Origin of the sequence: Streptomyces akebiae (assembly GCF_019599145.1) — a bacterium.
In the GTDB taxonomy this organism is placed as follows: Bacteria; Actinomycetota; Actinomycetes; order Streptomycetales; family Streptomycetaceae; genus Streptomyces; species Streptomyces akebiae.
In genome coordinates, this window is record NZ_CP080647.1 from 2,832,741 (window position 1) to 2,858,310 (window position 25,570).

The 25,570-nt window shown below is 66.9% G+C and carries 13 protein-coding genes, 1 tRNA gene and 3 rRNA genes; 3 read left to right on the plus strand and 14 right to left on the minus strand.

The features are described from left to right. The first annotated feature begins 263 nt into the window (after nucleotides 1–263). A complete protein-coding gene (locus K1J60_RS12085; protein WP_220646238.1) occupies nucleotides 264–3,008 on the plus strand; it encodes a SpoIIE family protein phosphatase in 2,745 nt (914 codons plus the stop codon). Between the two features lie 46 nt (nucleotides 3,009–3,054). On the opposite strand, the gene K1J60_RS12090 is transcribed toward K1J60_RS12085, so the two are convergent. The 8 genes from K1J60_RS12090 to thyX all read right to left on the minus strand — a co-directional run bounded on the left by K1J60_RS12090 (nucleotide 3,055) and on the right by thyX (nucleotide 13,373). Continuing rightward, nucleotides 3,055–3,127 (minus strand) — tRNA-Thr (locus K1J60_RS12090). 123 nt (nucleotides 3,128–3,250) lie between these two features. After that, the gene (locus K1J60_RS12095) at nucleotides 3,251–3,913 is read right to left on the minus strand and encodes a DegT/DnrJ/EryC1/StrS family aminotransferase (RefSeq protein WP_220651423.1); all 663 of its coding nucleotides are present in this window, start codon (nucleotides 3,911–3,913) and stop codon (nucleotides 3,251–3,253) included. 114 nt (nucleotides 3,914–4,027) lie between these two features. Continuing rightward, nucleotides 4,028–4,144 (minus strand): 5S ribosomal RNA (rrf, locus tag K1J60_RS12100). Between the two features lie 89 nt (nucleotides 4,145–4,233). Then, nucleotides 4,234–7,354 (minus strand): 23S ribosomal RNA (locus tag K1J60_RS12105). 305 nt (nucleotides 7,355–7,659) lie between these two features. Further along, nucleotides 7,660–9,186 (minus strand): 16S ribosomal RNA (locus tag K1J60_RS12110). The 16S, 23S and 5S rRNA genes sit together here, the layout of an rRNA operon. A 500-nt stretch (nucleotides 9,187–9,686) precedes the next feature. Beyond that, nucleotides 9,687–11,372, minus strand: a complete 1,686-nt coding sequence (locus K1J60_RS12115; RefSeq protein WP_220646239.1) for a ribonuclease J — start codon at nucleotides 11,370–11,372, stop codon at nucleotides 9,687–9,689. A 150-nt stretch (nucleotides 11,373–11,522) separates the two neighbouring features. After that, nucleotides 11,523–12,422, minus strand: a complete 900-nt coding sequence (gene dapA, locus K1J60_RS12120; RefSeq protein ID WP_220646240.1) for a 4-hydroxy-tetrahydrodipicolinate synthase — start codon at nucleotides 12,420–12,422, stop codon at nucleotides 11,523–11,525. Between the two features lie 210 nt (nucleotides 12,423–12,632). After that, the gene (gene thyX / locus K1J60_RS12125; protein ID WP_220646241.1) at nucleotides 12,633–13,373 is read right to left on the minus strand and encodes an FAD-dependent thymidylate synthase; all 741 of its coding nucleotides are present in this window, start codon (nucleotides 13,371–13,373) and stop codon (nucleotides 12,633–12,635) included. A 190-nt stretch (nucleotides 13,374–13,563) separates the two neighbouring features. On the opposite strand from thyX, the gene K1J60_RS12130 reads away from it, so the two are divergent. Next, the gene (locus tag K1J60_RS12130; RefSeq protein ID WP_220646242.1) at nucleotides 13,564–14,121 is read left to right on the plus strand and encodes a hypothetical protein; all 558 of its coding nucleotides are present in this window, start codon (nucleotides 13,564–13,566) and stop codon (nucleotides 14,119–14,121) included. An 88-nt stretch (nucleotides 14,122–14,209) separates the two neighbouring features. Here K1J60_RS12130 and K1J60_RS12135 read toward each other — a convergent pair whose 3' ends face one another. The 6 genes from K1J60_RS12135 to eccD all read right to left on the minus strand — a co-directional run bounded on the left by K1J60_RS12135 (nucleotide 14,210) and on the right by eccD (nucleotide 21,423). Further along, on the minus strand, nucleotides 14,210–14,665 hold the full coding sequence (locus K1J60_RS12135; RefSeq protein WP_220646243.1) for a tetratricopeptide repeat protein: 456 nt from the start codon (nucleotides 14,663–14,665) through the stop codon (nucleotides 14,210–14,212). Nucleotides 14,666–14,682: 17 nt separating this feature from the next. Next, nucleotides 14,683–15,435 (minus strand): 4-hydroxy-tetrahydrodipicolinate reductase, encoded by a 753-nt coding sequence (gene dapB / locus K1J60_RS12140; protein ID WP_220646244.1) that lies wholly within the window; start codon nucleotides 15,433–15,435, stop codon nucleotides 14,683–14,685. Nucleotides 15,436–15,456: 21 nt separating this feature from the next. Continuing rightward, nucleotides 15,457–16,836 carry a M16 family metallopeptidase gene (locus K1J60_RS12145; RefSeq protein WP_033529272.1) on the minus strand — a complete coding sequence of 460 codons (1,380 nt, stop codon included), beginning with the start codon at nucleotides 16,834–16,836 and terminating at the stop codon, nucleotides 15,457–15,459. Beyond that, a complete protein-coding gene (locus K1J60_RS12150) occupies nucleotides 16,833–19,052 on the minus strand; it encodes a polyribonucleotide nucleotidyltransferase (RefSeq protein WP_220646245.1) in 2,220 nt (739 codons plus the stop codon). The genes K1J60_RS12145 and K1J60_RS12150 overlap by 4 nt, the downstream gene beginning before the upstream one ends. Before the next feature lie 415 nt (nucleotides 19,053–19,467). Beyond that, nucleotides 19,468–19,755 (minus strand): 30S ribosomal protein S15, encoded by a 288-nt coding sequence (gene rpsO, locus K1J60_RS12155; RefSeq protein ID WP_030041128.1) that lies wholly within the window; start codon nucleotides 19,753–19,755, stop codon nucleotides 19,468–19,470. A gap of 198 nt (nucleotides 19,756–19,953) precedes the next feature. Then, nucleotides 19,954–21,423, minus strand: a complete 1,470-nt coding sequence (eccD, locus tag K1J60_RS12160; RefSeq protein ID WP_220646246.1) for a type VII secretion integral membrane protein EccD — start codon at nucleotides 21,421–21,423, stop codon at nucleotides 19,954–19,956. A gap of 163 nt (nucleotides 21,424–21,586) precedes the next feature. On the opposite strand from eccD, the gene eccCa reads away from it, so the two are divergent. Next, the gene (gene eccCa / locus K1J60_RS12165) at nucleotides 21,587–25,546 is read left to right on the plus strand and encodes a type VII secretion protein EccCa (protein WP_220646247.1); all 3,960 of its coding nucleotides are present in this window, start codon (nucleotides 21,587–21,589) and stop codon (nucleotides 25,544–25,546) included. The last annotated feature ends 24 nt before the right edge of the window (nucleotides 25,547–25,570 follow it).

Below are 25,570 nucleotides of genomic sequence, written 5' to 3' on the forward strand. Positions count from 1 at the left end.
TCGTGCCACTTCGTACTCGGAGTCGCCCGACCTTCTCCTGGAAGCCTGCCCAGTGTTTCACCATGGCTGAACCAGGCCATAACAGTTCGGCAGCTTCGCACACGGTCCGCACACCTCCGGGCGGAAACACAGACGACCGGCATCCGCATGGACGGCGAAGGTAAGTAACCTTGCATGCGGCTGTCCAGCCACGCCGGTTCCGACCCGGCCTGGGCGGTGGCGCACGAGCACGAGCGGGCAGGCATCGGAGGGGCGGCCTCACCATGACCACCGGACTGCATCCCGGGGAGACCCCCCAGGACCCCAGGCCGACGGAGAACAGGCCCCTGCCCCGGCAGGAGGCCGTCCTCGCACCCCCGCACGTAGAGAACCGGACAAGGAGTTCTGTGATCACCGCGCGCGCGGCCGCCAGCTTCGCTGCCGTCTCACGATCCGTCGCGACCGCCCGCTCGTTCGTCCGCGACACCCTCCAGGGCTGGGGCTTCGCCGACATCGTCGACGACGCGGTGGTCCTCACCAGCGAACTCGTCACCAACGCGGTCGTCCACGCCGGCACCCCCGCCGACGTCCTCTGTCTGCGCGCCGACGACGGCGTACGCATCGAGGTCGCCGACAGATACCCCGAACGTGAGATCCCTCTCCAGGGCAGTCACATCAACATGGGCAGCCCCGACCGCGAAGGCGGCCGCGGCCTCCAGCTGTGCGCGGCGATGGCCACCCGCTGGGGCGTCGAGTACACGTCCACGCACAAGCAGGTCTGGTTCCAACTCGACCTCCCCGACCGCCCGGTGGGCACCCGCTCGGCCGGCCCGTCCCTGCCCGCGGACCTGCTCCCGCTCGCCGACGGCCGGGTCCGTGTCGCGGTCGTCCAGATCGACCGGGCGGGCGCCATCAGCGCCTGGAACGAGGACGCCGAGGAGCTCTTCGGCTATGCCCCCGACCAGGTCATCGGCAAGCCCCTCACCGACCTCGCCGCGTGGCCGCACACCCCCGGCACCAGCACGGGTGTGGCCGAGGCCCTCCAGCTCTCCCGCTGGGAGGGCAGTTACGGCATCCGCGGCGCCAACGGCCGGGTGACGCCGGTCTACGCCTCCCACCTCCGGGTCCGCGACGCGGCCGGCGACCCCTCCACGGTCTGCCTTCTCGTACGGGACCACGAGCGCGCCGTCCTCCAGACCCCGATCCGCATGCAGTCCGGCGACAGCTCCGGTTCCGGCGAGGGCCAGGCCACGGACCCCTTCGAGGTCTTCATCGGCTCCCCCGCCCCGGACGACCTCGACGGCCTCCTCCAGCGCACGGTCGAACGCGCCCGCGACATGCTCGACGGCGACTCCGCCTTCCTGCTGCTGGCCACCGACGACGAGACGGAGCTGGAGGTACGGGCCTCCACGGGCCTCCCCTCGGCCCGCCAGCGCTTCGCCCGCGTCCCCGTGGAGGCCGGCCCCGGCCGGTATGGCTCGGCCCGTATGCCGGCCGTCCACGACGACCTCACGGCCGTCCCCGGCGCCGTCCCCCTCCTCAACGGCACGGGCATGCGCTCGGTCGTCACGGTCCCCCTCAAGGTCGAAGGCCGCCTCACCGGCTCCCTGGGCGTCGCCGCCGAGGCCCAGGGCCGGTACTCCAACGAGGAGGCCCTGCGCCTGCAGTTCGCGGCCGACCGCATCGCCCTGGCCGTCGAGTCGGCCCGCCTCGGCGAGCTGGAGCGCCTGCGCCGCGGTTCGCTGAGCTTCCTGGTGGAGGCCTCCGACCTCCTCGCGGGCACCCTGGACCGCGACCAGACCCTGGCCCTCATGGCCCAGATGACCATCCCGACCCTCGCGACGTGGTGCGCGGTCTACACGATCGCCGACCAGGCCTCGGACCCATACCTCAGCTACGTCCTGCACGAGGACGAGGACCTCATCGACGGCCTCAAGGCCCTCCTCTCCAAGATCCGCCCGCCGGATCCCATCCCCACCCCGGGTGCCCGCGTCTGGACGGCTCCCGCCGAGGCCGCTCACCAGGCGGCCCTGCGCACCTCGATGCGCAGCCTGGGCCTCGGCGAGCCCGCCACGGTCAGTTCGGGCATCGGCACCACCCTGGCGACGGCCTCGGCGGTGGGCGGCGAGACCGTCGTCCTCCCGCTGGTGGCCCGCAACCGCGTGATCGGCATGCTGACCCTCGGCAAGCCCACCGACGAGCACTTCCGCCAGGAGATCCTGGAGCTGGCCGAGGACCTCTCCCGCCGGGCCGCCCTCGCCCTGGACAACGCCCGCCTGTACTCGGAGCGCGTGGCCATCAGCCAGTCCCTCCAGCGCAGCCTCCTGCCGCCCGAGCTCCCGGAGATCGACGGCGTCGAGGTCGAGGTCATCTACCGCGCGGCCGGCGAGGGCAACGAGGTCGGCGGCGACTTCTACGACCTCTTCCCCATCCGTGACGGCGCGTACGGCTTCGCCATCGGCGACGTCTGCGGCACTGGCCCGGAGGCCGCCGCGGTCACCGGCCTCGCCCGCCACGCCCTGCGCCTGCTCGCCCGCGAGGGCTACGCCGGCCCGGCGGTTCTGGAGCGTCTCAACTCCGCGATCATCGACGAGGGGGCCCGCAGCCGCTTCCTGACGCTCCTGTACGGCGAGTTGTGGCCCCAGGAGGACGGCAGCGCGGTCCTGAAGGTCGTCTGCGCAGGCCACCCGCTCCCGCTGCGCCTGCGCCAGGACGGCACGGTTGAGCCGGCCGCCGAACCGCAGGCCCTGCTCGGTGTGATGGAGGACCTGGAGCTGTACGAGCAGACGGTCACCCTCGACCCCGGGGACGTCCTCCTCTGTGTCACGGACGGCGTCACCGAACGCCGCGAAGGCACCCGCATGTTGGGCGACGACGGCCTCACCGAGGTCCTCACCACGTGCACGGGCCTCACGGCCGGAGCGGTCGCGGCGCGTGTCATGCGTGCGGTCGAACGCTTCGCCTCCGATGCGCCCTCCGACGACATGGCCATTCTGGCGATGCGCGTCCCGGGCCTCCAGCAGGACTGAGCGAGCACGAAAAAGGCCCCGCCCAATGGGCGGGGCCTTCTGTCTGAGCCCCCAAACGGAATCGAACCGTTGACCTTCTCCTTACCATGGAGACGCTCTGCCGACTGAGCTATAGGGGCCTGTCACCTGTTCGAGGTTTCCCTCGCGGCAACGGGATAGATCATACCCCGATTCGGCGGATGCTTCGAACCACCAGCGCACCGACCAGGCACAGCGCCCCTGAGTCGTCCCAAGCGCCGGGACTAGAAAGCCGGTTGCAACAGCCCACCGAGCGCATTGCAGGCCGAGACCAGCCGCTGGAGCTGCCGCCGGGACATCTCACCGCCGATGTGCAGGGCCAGTGTCTCGTCGGCGGCCCGCTCGGTCTCCGGAAGACAGACGTCACGCCGGAACCCGGGCATCCGGTGCACCGGCGTCTTCACCGGCACGCTGCACACGACTCCCTTGGCCCGTACGGCGCGGGCGAAGGCGTCCCGGTCCGGTCGCCCGTTCCCCGGCACCCGCACGACGTACTGCTGGAAGGTGTGCCCGTCACATCCCTCGGGAGTCCGTACGCCCTTGAGCTTGGCACTGAGATACGCGGCCCGCCGCCGACGCTCCCCGAGTTCGCTGTACGGCGTCTCCGACTCGCCCTGCTCCAGCACCAACAGACCGTGCCGCTGACCGACTTGACGAAGCGCCGCGATGTCGGCGGACCGCCCGAAGCGGTGTACGACGACGACGGCCACCGTCCGCGACGTCACCGCGGCCTGGACAGCCGCGCCATCCAGGCAGTACGTCATCGGATCTATATCGGCGAACACCGGCACGGCCCCGGCCAGGCTCACCGCCTGAGCGACCTCCGGGTTCCCGAACGCCGGCACGACGACCTCGTCACCTGCGCCGACACCCGCGGCCCTGAGCATTCCAACGGTACCCATGGCGCGGATCCTGGTCGCGCAACGTGAACTCCACGTAAAGCCCAACAAAAAAGAGCTGGTCCCCGAACCGAAATTCGGGGACCAGCTCTATCAATATTTGTTCGGCGGCGTCCTACTCTCCCACAGGGTCCCCCCTGCAGTACCATCGGCGCTGTAAGGCTTAGCTTCCGGGTTCGGAATGTAACCGGGCGTTTCCCTCACGCTATGACCACCGAAACACTATGAAACACTCAACCGCACCACGCTCTGTGACAGACGTGGGGTTGTTCGTGGTTTCAGAACCAACACAGTGGACGCGAGCAACTGAGGACAAGCCCTCGGCCTATTAGTACCAGTCAACTCCACCCGTTACCAGGCTTCCATATCTGGCCTATCAACCCAGTCGTCTACTGGGAGCCTTACCCCATCAAGTGGGTGGGAATACTCATCTCGAAGCAGGCTTCCCGCTTAGATGCTTTCAGCGGTTATCCCTCCCGAACGTAGCCAACCAGCCATGCCCTTGGCAGAACAACTGGCACACCAGAGGTTCGTCCGTCCCGGTCCTCTCGTACTAGGGACAGCCCTTCTCAATATTCCTGCGCGCGCAGCGGATAGGGACCGAACTGTCTCACGACGTTCTAAACCCAGCTCGCGTACCGCTTTAATGGGCGAACAGCCCAACCCTTGGGACCGACTCCAGCCCCAGGATGCGACGAGCCGACATCGAGGTGCCAAACCATCCCGTCGATATGGACTCTTGGGGAAGATCAGCCTGTTATCCCCGGGGTACCTTTTATCCGTTGAGCGACGGCGCTTCCACAAGCCACCGCCGGATCACTAGTCCCGACTTTCGTCCCTGCTCGACCCGTCGGTCTCACAGTCAAGCTCCCTTGTGCACTTACACTCACCACCTGATTGCCAACCAGGCTGAGGGAACCTTTGGGCGCCTCCGTTACCCTTTGGGAGGCAACCGCCCCAGTTAAACTACCCATCAGACACTGTCCCCGATCCGGATCACGGACCCGGGTTAGACATCCAGCACGACCAGACTGGTATTTCAACGACGACTCCACCCGAACTGGCGTCCGAGCTTCACAGTCTCCCAGCTATCCTACACAAGCCGAACCGAACACCAATATCAAACTGTAGTAAAGGTCCCGGGGTCTTTCCGTCCTGCTGCGCGAAACGAGCATCTTTACTCGTAGTGCAATTTCACCGGGCCTATGGTTGAGACAGTCGAGAAGTCGTTACGCCATTCGTGCAGGTCGGAACTTACCCGACAAGGAATTTCGCTACCTTAGGATGGTTATAGTTACCACCGCCGTTTACTGGCGCTTAAGTTCTCAGCTTCGCCCACCCGAAAGTGAGCTAACCGGTCCCCTTAACGTTCCAGCACCGGGCAGGCGTCAGTCCGTATACATCGCCTTACGGCTTCGCACGGACCTGTGTTTTTAGTAAACAGTCGCTTCTCGCTGGTCTCTGCGGCCACCCCCAGCTCACCGAGTAAATCGGATCACCAGTGATGGCCCCCTTCTCCCGAAGTTACGGGGGCATTTTGCCGAGTTCCTTAACCATAGTTCACCCGAACGCCTCGGTATTCTCTACCAGACCACCTGAGTCGGTTTAGGGTACGGGCCGCCATGAAACTCGCTAGAGGCTTTTCTCGACAGCATAGGATCATCCACTTCACCACAATCGGCTCGGCATCAGGTCTCAGACTATTGCCAGGCGGATTTACCTACCTGACGTCCTACACCCTTACCCCGGGACAACCACCGCCCGGGATGGACTACCTTCCTGCGTCACCCCATCACTCACCTACTGCAAGTCTGGTTCGTCGGCTCCACCACTCCCCTTTGCCCGAAGGCTCCGGGGCGGCTTCACGGACTTAGCATCGCCTGGTTCAATGTTTGACGCTTCACAGCGGGTACCGGAATATCAACCGGTTATCCATCGACTACGCCTGTCGGCCTCGCCTTAGGTCCCGACTTACCCTGGGCAGATCAGCTTGACCCAGGAACCCTTGGTCAATCGGCGCAAACGTTTCTCACGTTTGTATCGCTACTCATGCCTGCATTCTCACTCGTGAACCGTCCACAACTCGCTTCCGCGGCTGCTTCACCCGGCACACGACGCTCCCCTACCCATCCCAGCGGGCGTTGGCCCTCATGCTGGAATGACACGACTTCGGCGGTACGCTTGAGCCCCGCTACATTGTCGGCGCGGAATCACTAGACCAGTGAGCTATTACGCACTCTTTCAAGGGTGGCTGCTTCTAAGCCAACCTCCTGGTTGTCTGTGCGACTCCACATCCTTTCCCACTTAGCGTACGCTTAGGGGCCTTAGTCGATGCTCTGGGCTGTTTCCCTCTCGACCATGGAGCTTATCCCCCACAGTCTCACTGCCGCGCTCTCACTTACCGGCATTCGGAGTTTGGCTAAGGTCAGTAACCCGGTAGGGCCCATCGCCTATCCAGTGCTCTACCTCCGGCAAGAAACACACGACGCTGCACCTAAATGCATTTCGGGGAGAACCAGCTATCACGGAGTTTGATTGGCCTTTCACCCCTAACCACAGGTCATCCCCCAGGTTTTCAACCCTGGTGGGTTCGGTCCTCCACGAAGTCTTACCTCCGCTTCAACCTGCCCATGGCTAGATCACTCCGCTTCGGGTCTTGAGCGCGCTACTGAATCGCCCTGTTCGGACTCGCTTTCGCTACGGCTTCCCCACACGGGTTAACCTCGCAACACACCGCAAACTCGCAGGCTCATTCTTCAAAAGGCACGCAGTCACGACGTTGAGCACAAGTACTCAACGCGACGCTCCCACGGCTTGTAGGCACACGGTTTCAGGTACTATTTCACTCCCCTCCCGGGGTACTTTTCACCATTCCCTCACGGTACTATCCGCTATCGGTCACCAGGGAATATTTAGGCTTAGCGGGTGGTCCCGCCAGATTCACACGGGATTTCTCGGGCCCCGTGCTACTTGGGTGTCTCTCAAACGAGCCGCTGACGTTTCGACTACGGGGGTCTTACCCTCTACGCCGGACCTTTCGCATGTCCTTCGTCTACATCAACGGTTTCTGACTCGCCTCACAGCCGGCAGACTGTGAAAGAGAGATCCCACAACCCCGCATACGCAACCCCTGCCGGGTCTCACACGTATACGGTTTAGCCTCATCCGGTTTCGCTCGCCACTACTCCCGGAATCACGGTTGTTTTCTCTTCCTGCGGGTACTGAGATGTTTCACTTCCCCGCGTTCCCTCCACATACCCTATGTGTTCAGGTATGGGTGACAGCCCATGACGACTGCCGGGTTTCCCCATTCGGAAACCCCCGGATCAAAGCCTGGTTGACGACTCCCCGGGGACTATCGTGGCCTCCCACGTCCTTCATCGGTTCCTGGTGCCAAGGCATCCACCGTGCGCCCTTAAAAACTTGGCCACAGATGCTCGCGTCCACTGTGCAGTTCTCAAACAACGACCAACCACCCGCCACCCCGCCGGCAAAGCCAGCGAGTACACCGGGGTCGGCACTGAAGGAAAGTTCATTCCCTCAGACACCCAACAGCGTGCCCGGCCGGCTCCCGCCCGGAGATCATGCTTTCCACACTCTTGCGAGCAGTACTAACAGCCTCCGGCCCGTGAAAACCAGCCGAATAATCAACGTTCCACCCATGAGCAACCACCGCAGAACACTCGCCTGCGTTATGGCCCTGGATCCCTTGACGGGACCTAGATGCTCCTTAGAAAGGAGGTGATCCAGCCGCACCTTCCGGTACGGCTACCTTGTTACGACTTCGTCCCAATCGCCAGTCCCACCTTCGACAGCTCCCTCCCACAAGGGGTTGGGCCACCGGCTTCGGGTGTTACCGACTTTCGTGACGTGACGGGCGGTGTGTACAAGGCCCGGGAACGTATTCACCGCAGCAATGCTGATCTGCGATTACTAGCAACTCCGACTTCATGGGGTCGAGTTGCAGACCCCAATCCGAACTGAGACAGGCTTTTTGAGATTCGCTCCGCCTCACGGCTTCGCAGCTCATTGTACCTGCCATTGTAGCACGTGTGCAGCCCAAGACATAAGGGGCATGATGACTTGACGTCGTCCCCACCTTCCTCCGAGTTGACCCCGGCAGTCTCCTGTGAGTCCCCATCACCCCGAAGGGCATGCTGGCAACACAGAACAAGGGTTGCGCTCGTTGCGGGACTTAACCCAACATCTCACGACACGAGCTGACGACAGCCATGCACCACCTGTACACCGACCACAAGGGGGCGACCATCTCTGGCCGTTTCCGGTGTATGTCAAGCCTTGGTAAGGTTCTTCGCGTTGCGTCGAATTAAGCCACATGCTCCGCTGCTTGTGCGGGCCCCCGTCAATTCCTTTGAGTTTTAGCCTTGCGGCCGTACTCCCCAGGCGGGGAACTTAATGCGTTAGCTGCGGCACCGACGACGTGGAATGTCGCCAACACCTAGTTCCCACCGTTTACGGCGTGGACTACCAGGGTATCTAATCCTGTTCGCTCCCCACGCTTTCGCTCCTCAGCGTCAGTAATGGCCCAGAGATCCGCCTTCGCCACCGGTGTTCCTCCTGATATCTGCGCATTTCACCGCTACACCAGGAATTCCGATCTCCCCTACCACACTCTAGTCTGCCCGTATCGAATGCAGACCCGGGGTTAAGCCCCGGGCTTTCACATCCGACGCGACAGACCGCCTACGAGCTCTTTACGCCCAATAATTCCGGACAACGCTCGCGCCCTACGTATTACCGCGGCTGCTGGCACGTAGTTAGCCGGCGCTTCTTCTGCAGGTACCGTCACTTTCGCTTCTTCCCTGCTGAAAGAGGTTTACAACCCGAAGGCCGTCATCCCTCACGCGGCGTCGCTGCATCAGGCTTTCGCCCATTGTGCAATATTCCCCACTGCTGCCTCCCGTAGGAGTCTGGGCCGTGTCTCAGTCCCAGTGTGGCCGGTCGCCCTCTCAGGCCGGCTACCCGTCGTCGCCTTGGTGAGCCGTTACCTCACCAACAAGCTGATAGGCCGCGGGCTCATCCTTCACCGCCGGAGCTTTCCACCACCAACAGATGCCTGCAGTGGTTGTATCCGGTATTAGACCCCGTTTCCAGGGCTTGTCCCAGAGTGAAGGGCAGATTGCCCACGTGTTACTCACCCGTTCGCCACTAATTCCCACCGAAGTGGTTCATCGTTCGACTTGCATGTGTTAAGCACGCCGCCAGCGTTCGTCCTGAGCCAGGATCAAACTCTCCGTGAATGTGTACCCGTAATCGGGTGCAAACCACGAGAGCGGAACCACCGGAGGAATGATCCGATGGTTCACAGCGTCCTCGCTGTGTTTGCTTCAAAGGAACCTCGCCCCAACCGATGACCGGCCGGGAACGGGGTATCAACATATCTGGCGTTGATTTTTGGCACGCTGTTGAGTTCTCAAGGAACGGACGCTTCCTTTGTACTCACCCAAGCTACTCTCGGGCTTTCCTCCGGGCAGTTTCCCTTCGGTCTTGCGTTTCCGACTCTATCAGATCGTTTTCCGATCCGATTTCCTCGGTGCTTTCCAGGTTTCCGCTTCCGCGTTTCCCTTTCCGGCGATTCCGACTTTATCAGAAGTTCTGAGTCGGATTTCCACCCGGTCCAGGCGGCTCCTGGCGCGTCAGTTGCACCGGGTTCCCCCCTGGGCGGAGCCGTAAACGTACTGGAGCGGGGCGCCCCGATGCAAATCGAGGAGCCCCGCTCCGGATGGGCGCTGACGGAGGGTCAGACCTCAACCACCACAGGCAGGATCATCGGCCGACGCCGGTAGGTGTCCGAGACCCACTTGCCGAGGGTGCGGCGGATGAGTTGTTGCAGCTGGTGAGGCTCGACGACCCCGTCCTGTGCCGAACGCTCCAGAACTTCGGTGATCTTCGGGGCGACCGCGCTGAAGGCGGAGTCCTCGATGCCGGAGCCCCTGGCCTGGATGTGCGGACCTCCGGTGATCTTGCCGGTGGAGGAGTCCACGACGACGAAGACGGAGATGATGCCCTCGTCTCCCAGGATCTTGCGGTCCTTGAGCGCCGGCTCACCGACGTCACCGACCGAGAGGCCGTCGACGTACACATAACCGGCCTGGACCTTGCCCGCGATCTTGGCCTTGCCCTCGATGAGGTCGACGACCACGCCGTCCTCGGCGATGACGATGCGGTCGTGCGGTACGCCGGTCAGGGCGCCCAGTTCCGCGTTGGCCCGCAGGTGGCGCCATTCGCCGTGCACCGGCATCAGGTTCTTCGGGCGGCAGATGTTGTAGAAGTACAGCAGCTCACCGGCCGAGGCGTGTCCGGAGACGTGGACCTTGGCGTTGCCCTTGTGGATGACGTTGGCGCCCCAGCGGGTCAGGCCGTTGATGACGCGGTAGACCGCGTTCTCGTTGCCCGGGATCAGCGACGAGGCCAGGATCACCGTGTCGCCCTGGACGATGCGGATCTGGTGGTCCCGGTTGGCCATGCGGGACAGGGCCGCCATCGGCTCGCCCTGTGATCCGGTGCAGACGAGGACGATCTCGTGGTCCGGGAGGTCGTCGAGGGTCTTGACGTCCACCACCAGGCCCGGCGGAACCCTCAGGTAGCCCAGGTCCCTGGCGATGCCCATGTTCCGGACCATCGAACGGCCGACGAAGGCGACCCGGCGGCCGTACTCGTGGGCGGCGTCGAGGATCTGCTGGATGCGGTGGATGTGGCTGGCGAAGCTGGCCACGATGATCCGTTTCCGGGCGCCCGCGAAAACCTGACGCAGAACGCTGGAGATGTCACGCTCAGGGGGAACGAACCCCGGAACCTCTGCGTTCGTGGAGTCGGAGAGAAGAAGATCGATGCCCTCTTCGCTCAGTCGTGCGAACGCGTGCAGGTCGGTGAGGCGGTTGTCCAGCGGGAGCTGGTCCATCTTGAAGTCACCCGTGTGGACCACCATGCCCGCGGGGGTTCGGATGGCCACGGCGAGGGCGTCCGGGATGGAGTGGTTGACCGCGACGAACTCGCAGTCGAACGGGCCGATGCGCTCGCGGTTCCCCTCGACCACCTCAAGGGTGTACGGGCGGATGCGGTGCTCCTGGAGCTTGGCCTCGATCAGGGCGAGGGTCAGCTTGGAGCCGATCAGCGGGATGTCGGGCTTCTCGCGCAGCAGATACGGGACCGCGCCGATGTGGTCCTCGTGGCCGTGCGTGAGGACGATGCCCTCGATGTCGTCGAGGCGGTCCCTGACGGACGAGAAGTCCGGCAGGATCAGGTCGATTCCGGGCTGCTCCTCCTCGGGGAAGAGCACCCCGCAGTCGACGATCAGCAGTCGGCCGCCGTACTCGAAGACGGTCATGTTCCGGCCGATCTCGCCGAGGCCACCCAAGGGAGTGACCCGGAGGCCACCTTCGGGGAGCGGCGGCGGCGGGCCGAGTTCAGGATGCGGATGACTCAAAAGACTCTCCTCACCACGCACGCCACGTACCTCTGTGGCACGTGGCGCGCATGACGTTCGTGCAAAAGCAGTTGTGGATGTGGATGCAGGCACTGTCGTCCTGCCTATTCAGTTGTGAAGTCTGGTTGTCGCGTCGTACGAAGTCCGGTGTCAGAGCTGTACCCCGCCGGCACCAAGATCGATCTTGAGCTGGGCCGTCTCCTCGGGCGAAAGTTCCACCATGGGAGCGCGCAGCGGTCCCGCGGGCAGGCCCTGGAGGGCGAGCGCCGCCTTGGTGGTCATCACGCCCTGGGTGCGGAACATGCCGGTGAAGACCGGGAGCAGCTTCTGGTGGATCTCGGTGGCCTTCTGGACGTCACCGGAGACGTACGCCTCGACGAGGGCGCGCAGCTCGGGGGTGACGACGTGGCCGACGACCGAGACGAAGCCGACAGCGCCCACGGAGAGCAGCGGGAGGTTGAGCATGTCGTCGCCGGAGTACCAGGCGAGGCCGGAGCGGGCGATAGCCCAGCTGGCCCGGCCGAGGTCACCCTTGGCGTCCTTGTTGGCGACGATGCGCGGGTGCTCGGCGAGCCGGACGATCGTCTCGGTGTCGATCGGGACACCGCTGCGGCCCGGGATGTCGTAGAGCATGACCGGCAGGTCGGCCGCGTCGGCGATCGCCTTGAAGTGGCGGTACAGGCCTTCCTGCGGGGGCTTGTTGTAGTACGGCGTGACGACGAGGAGGCCGTGGGCTCCGACCTTCTCGGCGGCGCGGGCCAGCTCGGTGCTGTGGTGGGTGTCGTTCGTGCCGACGCCGGCGATGATGTGCGCGCGGTCTCCGACGGCTTCGAGGACGGCTCGTACCAGGTCCGATTTCTCCGCGTCACTGGTGGTGGGGGACTCGCCGGTGGTGCCGTTGATGACCAGGCCGTCGTTGCCTGCGTCCACCAGGTGGGTGGCGAGCCGCTGCGCGCCGTCTAGGTCGAGTGCGCCGTCCGCCGTGAAGGGCGTGACCATGGCGGTGAGGACCCGCCCGAAGGGGGTCTGCGGAGTCGAGGTCGGAGCCATGGGTAACACGCTACTCGCTGCTCAGGGCGCGGTCTGCCCTCGGGGGGCAGGAAAAGTCAGGACAAATGCGGAGCCCGGCACTGCCTGCTCGGGGGTTCAAGCAGTGCCGGGTCCGTTTGATCAGGCTAGATGAACTTCGCGAAATGCCGCAATACGGACACTTCGCTCGGCTGACCCGCACATCTGTGCCTGGCCGAAAGTCGACGGTCGCTACGGCGCGACGCGGCCGTTCGCATTGAACGCGGCGTGCGTGAGCGGCATGAGCCTCGCCCACTCGGTCTCCATCCGCTCGCCCACCATCTCGATCTCCCGCTGCGGGAAGGACGGGACCTTGGCCAGCTCGTGCTGGGTGCGCAGACCGAGGAAGTGCATCAGCGAGCGGGCGTTGCAGGTGGCGTACATCGACGAGAAGAGTCCGACCGGGAGGACCGAGCGGGCGACCTCGCGCGCGACGCCGGCGGCCAGCATCTCCTGGTACGCCTCGTAGGCGTGGACGTACGAGTCCTCCATGACCCGCCCGACCAGCTCCTGCTGCGCCTGGGTGCCCTCCACGAAGACGTACTTGCCGGGGCGCCCCTCCTGGACGAGCTTGCGGGCCTCGTCGGGGACGTAGAAGACGGGCTGGAGCTCCCGGTACCTGCCGGACTCCTCGTTGTAGGACCAACCCACCCGGTGGCGCATGAACTCGCGGAAGACGAAGATCGGGGCGCTGATGAAGAAGGTCATCGAGTTGTGCTCGAAGGGGCTGCCGTGCCGGTCCCGCATGAGGTAGTTGATGAGGCCCTTGGAACGCTCGGGGTCCTTCTGCAGCTCCTCCAGGGACTGCTCGCCGGCGGTGGAGACGCGGGCGGCCCACAGCACGTCCGAGTCGGCGGCGCTGTGCTTCACCAACTCGACGGTCACATCGCTGCGGAAGCTGGGCTTGAGGTCGTCGACGGGAGTGTCGGTCACGGCGCGGAGGATCCTTCCCATGGCTGCTCTCGGGCGGCGCCCACTCTACGGGCCGGCACCGACAAGGCGTCCGGATGCCCCGAGTTGCACCCTCTTGTGCCCCCGTTGGACCCCCGAGAGTGGTGGGGAGGGGTCCGGCTCGGTAGCCTCACCCGGCGATAGCTGTGCGTGGATTGAGTGAGGATCACCCGTGCCCCTGCCCTTCCTGACCGCCGACCGCGCCTTCGACCATGCGGTGGACGAACCGCTGCCGTTCGAGGACCGTGACCGCTGGCGGCGCCCCTACCGGCCCGGCCCCTGGCGGGTCGGCGCGGCCGCGCTCCTGCTGCTGCTCGCGTCGTACGTGCTGGTCGCGGCGGTCATCATCGCGGCGGCCGAGACACCGCAAGCGGGCGCGGTCTTCTTCGGAGCGGCGCTGCTCGTCATCACCTGCGCGCTGCGACTGCTGCGGGTCGGCATCTGGGTGAGCGCACGGGGGGTGCGGCAGGTGGGCTTCTTCCGCACCCGTACGGCCTCCTGGGAGGCCAGCGTCTCGGTGCGTACCCTGCAGCAGCCGGTGCGCTGGCTCGGGCTCCCGCGGTCCGTGCAGGGACAGGCGCTGCTCCTCGTCCGCAGGGACCGCGTACAGGAGTATGTGACGCCGCTGATGACCACGCACAACGCCGACTTCCTGGCGCGTACGGAGGCCTTCGACCGGGCGGCCGACACGATCGAGGCATGGGCGGCGGAGTACGGACGCGCCGCGTAGTCGGACACCGGCAAGGTCGAAGACGGCGGTGAGGGGCCGGCCCGCAGGTGCGGACCGGCCCCTCACCGCCGTGCGGAGGCACGTCGGCTCAGGCGGCGGGCGCCGGCCTGCCGTCGTGGAGGGCGATGGCGCGCTGCATGGCCTTGCGGGCCCTGGGTGTGTCGCGGGCGTCGTGGTAGGCGACGGCCAGACGGAACCAGGTACGCCAGTCGTCGGGGGCGTCCTCGGTCTCCGCCTTGCGCTGGGCGAAGACCTCGTCGGCCGAGTCGCGGTCGATGCGGCCGCTCGGTGTCCGCTTCAACTCGTCGACAGGGAGGCCCCCTTCGGCGTCGAGTTCGGCGGCGAGCTGATTGGCCCTGCGGACGAACTGGGTGTTCTTCCAGAGGAACCACAGGCCGATTCCCGGCAGGACGAGCACGGCGACGCCGAAGGCGATGGTGACCGGTGTGCCGGTCTCTATGAGGAGGATCCCGCGGCTGCCGACCAGGACGAAGTAGACGACCAGGACGGCTGCCGTGACGGCGTAGGTGATCTTCGCGCGCATGACGTTCCTTTGGCCGGTCAGCCCAGGTCGAGGAAGTGTTCGAGGCCGAAGGTGAGGCCCGGGGTGGTCACCACGCGGCGGGCGCCGAGCAGGATGCCCGGCATGAAGCTGCTGTGGTGAAGGGAGTCATGACGGACCGTCAGGGTCTCGCCCTCACCGCCGAGCAGGACCTCCTGGTGGGCGAGGAGGCCCCGGAGGCGGACGGCGTGGACGGGGACGCCGTCGACGTCGGCGCCCCGCGCGCCCTCCAGGGCCGTGGTGGTGGCGTCCGGCGCCGGGGCGGTACCGGCCGCGCGGCGGGCCTCGGCGATGAGCTGGGCGGTGCGGGTGGCGGTGCCGCTGGGGGCGTCGACCTTGTTCGGGTGGTGCAGCTCGACGACCTCGACGGACTCGAAGTAAGGCGCCGCGATCTGCGCGAACTTCATCGTCAGGACGGCCCCGATGGAGAAGTTGGGCGCGATGAGTACGCCGGTCTCCGGGGACCCGTCCAGCCAGCCCTTCAGCTGCGCGAGGCGCTCGTCGGTCCAGCCCGTGGTGCCGACGACCGCGTGGATGCCGTGGCGTACGCAGTAGTCGAGGTTGTCCATGACCGAGGCGGGGGTGGTCAGTTCGACAACCACCTGGGCACCGGTCTCCGCCAGCGTCTCCAGTTTGTCGCCCCGGCTCAGGGCGGCGACCAGCTCCATGTCCTCGGCGGCCTCGACGGCCCGTACGGCCTCGGAGCCGATGCGGCCCCGGGCACCGAGGACCGCCACGCGCAGCTTGCTCATTGCTTGGTTCCTTAACTGGGGTTAGGCGACGGCTTCGTGCAGACGGGACGCCTGTTTGTCCTTGAGCGGGCCGATCACCGACAGGGAGGGGCGCCGGCCCAGGATCTCGCGGGCCACGGCGCGGATCTCGTCCGGGGTCACCATGGCTATCCGGGTCAGCATCTCGTCGACGGACATCTGCTCGCCCCAGCACAGCTCGCTCTTGCCGATGCGGTTCATGATCGAGCCGCTGTCCTCGAGGCCGAGGACCGTGGAGCCGCGCAGCTGGCCGATGGCGCGCTCGATCTCGTCGTCGGGCAGCCCGTGCTCGGCGACCTGGTCGAGTTCGTCGCGGCAGATCTTGAGCACGTCGTGGACCTGGGACGGGCGGCAGCCGGCGTACACGCCGAAGAGGCCGCAGTCGGCGAAGCCGGAGGTGTACGAGTAGACGCTGTAGGCGAGGCCGCGCTTCTCCCGGACCTCCTGGAAGAGGCGGGAGGACATGCCGCCGCCCAGTGCCGTGTTGAGGACGCCGAGAGCCCAGCGGCGTTCGTCGGTGCGGGCAAGGCCGGGCATACCGAGGACGACGTGCGCCTGCTCGGTCTTGCGCCCGATCAGCTCGACACGACCGGCCGTGCGCAGGCTCCGGGTGCCTTCGCGCGGCGCGATCGGGGTGGCGTCGACGCGGGTGAGGGCGCCGGCGCTCTCGAAGGCGGCGCGGACCTGGCGTACGACCTTGTTGTGGTCGATGTTGCCGGCGCAGGCGACCACGAGGTGGGTGGGGTCGTAGTGCTTCTTGTAGAAGCGGCGGATGCGGTCGGCGCTGAGGGCGTTGACCGTGTCGACCGTGCCGAGGACCGGGCGGCCGAGGGGGGTGTCGCCGAACATGGTGTGCGCGAACAGGTCGTGCACGCAGTCGCCCGGGTCGTCCTCGGTCATCGCGATCTCCTCGAGGATGGCACCGCGTTCGACGTCGACGTCCTCCTCGCGGATGAGCGAGCCGGTGAGCATGTCGCAGACCGTGTCGATGGCCAGCGGCAGGTCGGAGTCGAGCACGCGCGCGTAGTAGCACGTGTACTCCTTCGCCGTGAACGCGTTCATCTCGCCGCCGACCGCGTCGATCGCGGACGATATGTCGAGCGCGCTACGGCGGGCGGTGCCCTTGAAGAGCAGGTGCTCCAGGTAGTGCGTGGCGCCGTTCAGCGCGGGCGTCTCGTCGCGGGAGCCGACGTGCGCCCAGATCCCGAAGGTCGCGGAGCGCACGGACGGCAGGGTCTCGGTGACGATGCGCAGGCCGCCCGGGAGGGTGGTCTTGCGGACCGTACCGATGCCGTTCATGCCCTTGATCAGGGTTTGGGTACGGGCGACGGCCCGCGCCTCCGTGGAGGTGCGGGCCGTCGCCTTGGAGCTACGGGACGTCACTTGTCGCCGTCGTCCTTCTTGTCCTCAGAACCTTCCTCGCCCTCGATCACGGGGATGAGGGAGAGCTTGCCGCGGGAGTCGATCTCGGCGATCTCGACCTGGACCTTCTGGCCCACGCCGACGACGTCCTCGACGTTCTCCACGCGCTTGCCACCGGCGAGCTTGCGGATCTGCGAGATGTGCAGCAGACCGTCCTTGCCCGGGAGCAGCGACACGAACGCACCGAAGGTCGTCGTCTTCACGACGGTGCCCAGGTAACGCTCGCCGACCTCCGGCATGGTCGGGTTGGCGATGCCGTTGATCGTGGCGCGGGCGGCCTCGGCGGCCGGGCCGTCGGCGGCACCGATGTAGATGGTGCCGTCGTCCTCGATCGTGATCTCGGCGCCGGTGTCCTCCTGGATCTGGTTGATCATCTTGCCCTTGGGGCCGATGACCTCACCGATCTTGTCCACGGGGATCTTGACGGTGATGATCCGCGGGGCGTTCGGGGACATCTCGTCCGGCGTGTCGATCGCTTCCATCATCACGTCGAGGATGTGGAGACGGGCGTCACGGGCCTGCTTGAGGGCGGCGGCCAGGACGGAGGCCGGGATGCCGTCCAGCTTGGTGTCGAGCTGGAGGGCGGTGACGAACTCCTTGGTGCCGGCGACCTTGAAGTCCATGTCGCCGAAGGCGTCCTCCGCACCGAGGATGTCGGTGAGGGTGACGTAGTGCGTCTCGCCGTCGATCTCCTGGGAGATCAGACCCATGGCGATGCCGGCGACGGGGGCCTTCAGCGGCACACCGGCGTTCAGCAGCGACATGGTGGAGGCGCAGACCGAGCCCATGGACGTCGAGCCGTTCGAGCTGAGCGCCTCGGAGACCTGGCGGATCGCGTAGGGGAACTCCTCACGCGTCGGCAGGACCGGCACGAGGGCGCGCTCGGCGAGGGCGCCATGGCCGATCTCGCGGCGCTTCGGGGAGCCGACGCGGCCCGTCTCGCCGGTGGAGTACGGCGGGAAGTTGTAGTTGTGCATGTAGCGCTTGCGCGTCACCGGCGACAGCGTGTCGAGCTGCTGCTCCATGCGGAGCATGTTGAGGGTGGTGACGCCCAGGATCTGGGTCTCGCCACGCTCGAACACGGCGGAGCCGTGCACGCGCGGGATGGCCTCGACCTCGGCGGCGAGCGTACGGATGTCCGTCACGCCGCGGCCGTCGATGCGCTTCTTCTCCTTGATGACACGCTCACGGACCAGGCTCTTGGTCAGCGAGCGGTACGCGGCGGAGATCTCCTTCTCGCGGCCCTCGAACTGCGGGAGCAGCTTCTCGGCGGCGAGCGCCTTGACGCGGTCCAGCTCGGACTCGCGCTCCTGCTTGCCCGCGATGGTGAGCGCCTGCGCGAGCTCGTCCCGGACGGCGGCCGTGAGGGCCTCCAGGACGTCGTCCTGGTAGTCGAGGAAGATCGGGAACTCGCCGGTGGGCTTGGCGGCCTTCGACGCGAGGTCGGCCTGGGCCTTGCAGAGGACCTTGATGAAGGGCTTCGCGGCGTCCAGACCGGCGGCGACGACCTCCTCGGTCGGCGCCTCGGCGCCGCCCTTGACCAGCTGGATGGTCTTCTCGGTGGCCTCGGCCTCGACCATCATGATCGCGACGTCGCCGTCCTCCAGGGTGCGGCCCGCGACGACCATGTCGAAGACGGCGTCCTCGAGCTCGGAGTGCGTCGGGAAGGCCACCCACTGGCCGTTGATCAGCGCGACGCGGACGCCGCCGATCGGGCCGGAGAAGGGCAGACCGGCCAGCTGCGTGGACGCGGAGGCGGCGTTGATCGCCACGACGTCGTACAGGTGGTCGGGGTTGAGCGCCATGATCGTGGCGACGACCTGGATCTCGTTGCGCAGCCCCTTCTTGAAGGACGGGCGCAGCGGGCGGTCGATGAGGCGGCAGGTGAGGATGGCGTCCTCGGAGGGACGGCCCTCACGGCGGAAGAAGCTGCCGGGGATCTTGCCGGCGGCGTACATCCGCTCCTCGACGTCCACCGTGAGGGGGAAGAAGTCGAGCTGGTCCTTGGGGTTCTTGGAGGCGGTGGTGGCCGACAGCACCATGGTGTCGTCGTCCAGGTACGCCACGGCGGAGCCGGCGGCCTGCTTGGCCAGACGGCCCGTCTCGAAGCGGATGGTGCGGGTGCCGAAGGAACCGTTGTCGATGACGGCCTCGGCGTAGTGGGTCTCGTTCTCCACTAGCAAATTCTCCTCGTCTTCGTCCCGGATCCCGCCCGTGTGGCAGGGGGACGGTGGCGGAGAAGCGCGCCGTCTGGTGCGGGCCGGTCTTCGATCGAAGCCCTCGGGGTTCGCAATTCCCCGGGGGCCACTACCGAGGACCGGCGGCGGCGAGGTGCGCTTCTCCTCGTTCGGTGTGCGTGCGGTCGCCCGTGCCCGGGCGTCCTCACACTGTGTCGTGCCTATTGCGTCGTGCTACCACACTACAAAGGGGTGGTGACACTCCGCACGTTTCCGCCTGTACGTCCCGCGTACGACGGGGCCGCGCGCCCCCTTCCGGCGAGGTCACGCCGGGGATCCGGCGGGTGTCGCGGAGGGGTGTACAGCAAAGGGAGCGGTCCCGATTCTCCCGGGAACCGCTCCCCTGCACGGCGTCCTACTTGGCGCCCGCCGCACCGCGGCGGATGCCGAGGCGGTCGACCAGCGCACGGAAGCGCTGGATGTCCTTCTTGGCGAGGTACTGCAGCAGACGGCGACGCTGACCGACCAGGATCAGCAGACCACGGCGGGAGTGGTGGTCGTGCTTGTGGGTCTTGAGGTGCTCCGTCAGGTCGGAGATACGGCGGGAGAGCATCGCGACCTGGACCTCGGGGGAGCCGGTGTCGCCCTCCTTGGTACCGAACTCGCTGATGATCTGCTTCTTCGTAGCGGCGTCGAGCGACACGCGATACTCCTCTTGAGTCTCATTGATGCCACCGAGTGCCCCTGGTCTTCTTCTCAGGGGGGCTTACGTGACTCTGGTGACGGGATCCGTCGGGAGCTGCCTCCGGAGTTCGGGGGTGCGCACACAAACGGCCGTCATTGAGGTTACCAGGCTGGAGGGCGGGCTTGGCACCCGCTCCGTACCGCCGGTCCGCTTTCCTCAGCCGGTCAGGGAACGGACGGCCGTGAGGACGCCCAGCACCGCCAGACACAACGGAATCAGCGTGAGCAGCACGAAGCCCTCGGCAATGTCGAGGAAGCGGCCCCAGAACGGGGACAGGCCCTTCTGCGGGACGATCAGCCCGATCGCCGCGAGCAGTGCGGCTCCGGCCGCGACGGCCACCGTCAGCCAGATGGTCCGGAGGTCCAGCGCGCCCCGGTCGTCGTGCAGCACGAACTCGGTGAGAGCCCCGGTCGGCGGGTTGAGCGCGAGGCCGACGAGGAGGAGCGCGATGGCCGCGAGGCCGGCGACGAGGGCACACGCCACCTGGGAGGTGTAGCGGAAGAGCCGGGCTCGGATCAGCATGGCCAGGCCCGAGGCGAGAGCCAGGAGTTGGCCCCAGATGTCGTCCGAGAAGCCGAGGACGGCAGCGGAGGCGACGGCCACGGCGGAGGTACCGCCGACGAGACCCAGGAGCATCTCGTGACCCCGTCGGGCCTGGGCCGCGATACGTTCGGCGTCCAAGGGGTCGGTGTCCGGACCCTGGCCGGGATCCAGGTCGAAGTCCTCGTGCATGGCGGAGCGCGGCGCCGCGTAGCCGATGGGCAGACGGGCGAAACGGGCCGACAGGCCCGGCAGGAAGGCGACGAGTCCGATGGCGACCGGGGCGCACACCGAGGCGGCCTCGGTCGCGGAGGCGTCCGCGACGATCGCCACGAAGGTGGCGAGGGTGCCCACCGCCGCTAGGAAGGCGGAGGCCACGAAGGGTGCGTCCCCACTGGGCGTGAGCGCGACGAGGGCGACGGAGGCGACCAGGACGGCCACGCAGCCCAGCATGAACTGAAGCCTGCCGGGCCCCTGACCGCCCGCCGGGCCGACGATTCCGGAACCGGCGAGGAGGAGCAGGGGCTGCGCGGCCAGCCCGAGGGCGACGGCCGCGAGGCGGTCGGCGTACACACGCGCGCGCACGGCCGCGTAGGCGACGAGGAGTACGCCGAGCCCGCCCCCGATGAGGCCGGGCAAGCCGTGCATGTCGTGGCGGACCGGATCGGCGTACCAGAGCACGAAGGCGACGAGCAGCAGGAGCAGGGCGCCGCCGATCAGTCCGGCGGCGCGCAGCAGGTCGTCGCTCCACAGGTGGCGGTCGCGAACGACCGCGGAGGCGACCGCGTCGGAGACGTCGTCGTGGACTGCCGGTGGCAGCGACTCGGCGAAGGGGCGCAGGCTGAGCACCTCACCGTCGAGCACCCGTTCACCGGCGAGCGTGCGGGCGCCTTCGAGGACGGTGCCGTCACGCCGTACGAGGTGGTAGCCCGCCGGAGTGCCGACCGGTTGGGTCTGGCCCGTCAGACGCAGGATCTCCGGATAGACGTCGGCGATGGCGATGTCCACCGGGAGGGCGACGTCGATACGGCTGTCGGGTGCCACGACAGTGACTCGGCAGAACCCGGTCGTCGCGGTCGTACTCACCTTCACTGACCCCCTGCTTCGCGGATGCGTACGCTGCGGGCGTCACCCTACCGGCAGGCTCCGTCAGTAGTGACAAGTAGGATCGCCGACAAGCGGAGGGCGACCGCCACCACGGGGGTGCCGGTACGAAACTGCCCGTCCGTATAGGGGGATTGATGCTCCGGTGAGCCAGATCGTCATCAAGCGCCCACCGCGTTCCCTTCCGCCCGAAGTGCCCTCGGATGAGCTGCGACTGGAGCCTCCTCCAGAGCTGCCGCGCGGTCAGCAGGAGGGCATGCTGATGCAGATCCTGCCGACGCTCGGCATGGGCTCGTCGGTGGTGTTCTACTTCGCGTCCCCGAACGCCCATCCGTTCATGCGGATCATGGGTGTGGTGATGCTCGTGTCGACGGCCGCAATGGTGATCGCGCAGATCGTCCGGCACCGCCGCGGTACGCAGGGGCAAATGGCCGATGTGCGCCGGGACTACCTCAAATATCTCGCGCAGACGCGGCGTACGGTCCGCAGGACGGGCTTGAAGCAGCGCGACGCGCAGCTGTATCTGCACCCATCCCCCGAGCAGTTGTGGTCGGTGGTCGCCGAGGGCAGCCGGGTGTGGGAACGCCGTGTCGGGGACGCCGACTTCGGGCAGGTACGGATCGGCCTGGGCCCGCAGCAACTGGCCTCGCCCTTGGTGGCTCCGGACACGGCGCCCGTGGACGAGTTGGAGCCGTTGTGCGCCGGGGCCATGCAGCGGTTCCTCGCCGTGCACGGTCAGTTGGACGGGCTGCCGGTCGCGGTGTCGCTGCGCGCCTTCTATCACGTGACGATATCCGGTGAGCAGGAGAGCGCACAGGCCGCGACGCGTGCCCTGGTGGCCCAACTCACCACGCTGCACTCCCCCGACGACCTGATGGTGGCCGTCGTCGCCGCCCCGAACGCGGTGGGCCGCTGGGACTGGACCAAGTGGCTGCCGCACAGCCAGTTGCCCGGCCAGTTCGACGGCTCGGGTACACGGCGGCTGTTCGGTGACGACCTCGGTGAGCTGGAGCAACTGCTGTCGGCCCGGCTCGAAGGCCGCCCGCGTTTCAGCCGGGACGGCCAGCCTGTCCTGGACCAGCCGCATCTCGTGATCGTTCTCGACGGCGGGATCGTGCCCCCGACCTCTGCCTTCGCGGCCGCGGAGGGCCTGCAGGGCGTGACGATCATCGAAGTGGTCCCGGGCGAGCTCGACCAGCCACGGGGCGGCCTCTCCATCGTCGTACGACCGGACCGGCTGTGGCTGGACTCGGGAGCCGGAGTCGCCTACGAGGGCACGCCCGACGGGCTGTCGCTGCCCGCCGCCGAGGCGCTCGCCCGGCAGCTGGCTCCGCTGCGCATGGGCGGCGGGGACGATGACGAACCGCTGCTCGCCAACCTGGACTTCACGGATCTGCTGGGTCTCGGCGACGCCGCATCCGTGGACGTGAGCCGTACGTGGCGGCCCCGGTCGACGCCGGAGCGCCTCCGGGTGCCGATCGGTGTCGGCGAGGACGGCCGGCCCGTGATGCTGGACCTGAAGGAGGCCGCGCAGGACGGCATGGGCCCGCACGGTCTGTGCGTGGGCGCCACCGGTTCCGGTAAGTCGGAGCTGCTGCGCACGCTGGTGCTGGGCCTCGCGGTCACGCACTCCTCGGAGACGCTGAACTTCGTCCTCGCGGACTTCAAGGGCGGCGCCACCTTCGCCGGCATGTCGCAGATGCCGCACGTCGCCGCCGTCATCACCAACCTCTCCGACGACCTGACCCTCGTCGACCGCATGGGCGACGCGATTCGCGGCGAACTCCAGCGCCGCCAGGAGCTGCTGCGCTCGGCGGGCAACTACGCCAACATCCACGACTACGAGAAGGCGCGGGCCGCCGGTGCGCCGCTGGAGCCGCTGGCCTCGCTCGTCCTCGTGATCGACGAGTTCAGCGAACTCCTCACGGCGAAGCCGGACTTCATCGACATGTTCATCCAGATCGGCCGCATCGGCCGCTCCTTGGGTGTGCATCTGCTGCTCGCCTCGCAGCGCCTGGAGGAGGGTCGGCTGCGCGGCCTGGACACCTATCTCTCGTACCGGATCGGCCTGCGTACGTTCTCGGCCGCCGAGTCGCGCGCGGCACTGGGCGTGCCGGACGCGTACCACCTGCCGTCCGTGCCCGGTTCCGGGTATCTGAAGTTCGGTACGGACGAGATGACCCGCTTCAAGGCGGCGTACGTCTCGGGCACGTACCGCGCGGGCGGCCCCGAGGTCTCCCGGGACCGGCTGCCGATCGAGCGCAGGCCTGCGCTGTTCACGGCGACGCCGGTGCCGGTGGTCTACGCGGCTCCGGACCCGGCGCAGGCACAGGCCCCCTCTCGGCAGGAGGACGACGCGCTGGCCGACACCGTGCTGGACGTCGTCGTGCAGCGGCTGGAGGGGCAGGGTGTGCCCGCCCATCAGGTGTGGCTGCCGCCGCTGGATCAGGCGCCGACGCTGGATCAGTTGCTGCCGCCGCTGGCCACGACCACCGAACGCGGCCTGCAGGCCGCCGGGTTCACGCGGCTGGGCGGCCTGGCCGTCCCCCTCGGCCTGATCGACAAACCGTTCGAGCAGAAGCGCGAGGTGCTGTACCGGGACTTCTCGGGCGCGGCGGGCCACATGATGGTGGTGGGCGGCCCGCAGTCCGGCAAGTCCACACTCCTGCGCACGCTGGTCGCGTCCTTCGCGCTGACCCACACGCCGCACGAGGTGCAGTTCTACTGCCTGGACTTCGGTGGCGGCGGCCTGTCGTCCCTGTCGGACCTGCCGCATGTCGGCGGAGTCGCCTCCCGCCTGGACCCCGAGCGGGTCCGCCGTACGGTCGCGGAGGTGGCGGGGATCCTCAACCGCCGCGAGCAGTTCTTCCGCGCGAACGGCATCGACTCGATCGGCACGTACCGTCGACGGCGCGCTGCCGGCGAGCTGCCCGGTGAGGCCTGGGGCGACGTGTTCCTGGTTGTCGACGGTTGGGGAAACTTCAAGGGCGACTACGACGCTCTGGAGGGTGTCGTCAACGACATCGCGGGCCGCGGTCTCGGCTACGGCATCCACATCGTCCTCTCCGCCTCGCGTTACATGGAGGTACGGTCCGCGCTCAAGGACCAGATCCTGGGCCGACTGGAACTGCGTCTCGGTGACGTCATGGACTCCGAGTTCGACCGCAGGGTCGCGGCGAACGTGCCGGCGGGTGTACCAGGGCGTGGCCAGGTCCCGGAGAAGCTGCACTTCATGACGGCATTGCCGCGTATCGACTCCTCGTCGGACGCGGACGGTCTGTCGGACGCCACAGCCCAGCTGGTGCAGGCGGTCAAGGGCAACTGGCAGGGCCCTGCGGCCCCGACGGTCCGCCTGCTGCCCCGCAGGCTGCCGGCCGACCAACTGCCCAAGGGCTTCGAGTTCCCGCAGCACGGCATCGCGATCGGCATCGACGAAGCCAACCTCGAACCGGTCTTCATCGACTTCGACACGGACCCCTTCTTCCTGATCTTCGGGGAGAGCGAGTCGGGAAAGACGAACCTGCTGCGCCTGATCGCGAAGCAGATCGCCGAGCGTTATACGCCCTCGGAGGCCCGGATCGTCGTCGGCGACTACCGTCGCACGATGCTGGAGACGGTCTCCGAGGAACATTTGCTGGAGTACGCGCCGATGGCGTCCGCGATGGACGTCCACATGGACGCCATCCGGCAGTTCATGGAGATGCGCGCGCCCAAGCCCGACATCACGCCGCAACAGCTGCGCGACCGCAGCTGGTGGAACGGCCCGCAGCTGTTCATCATCGTCGACGACTACGAACTGGTCGCCACGAACTCCGGGAACCCGCTGTCGGCCCTCGTCGAGCATCTGCCCTTCGCGCGTGACGTGGGCGTCAAGTTCATCATCGCCCGCAACGCTGCGGGAGCCTCGCGTTCCATGTACGAGTCGTTCATGCAGCGGGTCAAGGAGCTCGGCGCACAGGGTGTGGTGCTGTCCGGCGACCCGATGGAGGGCGACATCCTCGGTAACGTCCGGGCGCGGCCCATGCCACCCGGACGTGGCACATTCGTGTCACGCAAGCGCGGGGCCCCACTTATCCAGGTGGGCTTGCTTCCGCAACGCCATTAGAGTGATGGACCAAGTCTTGATGGT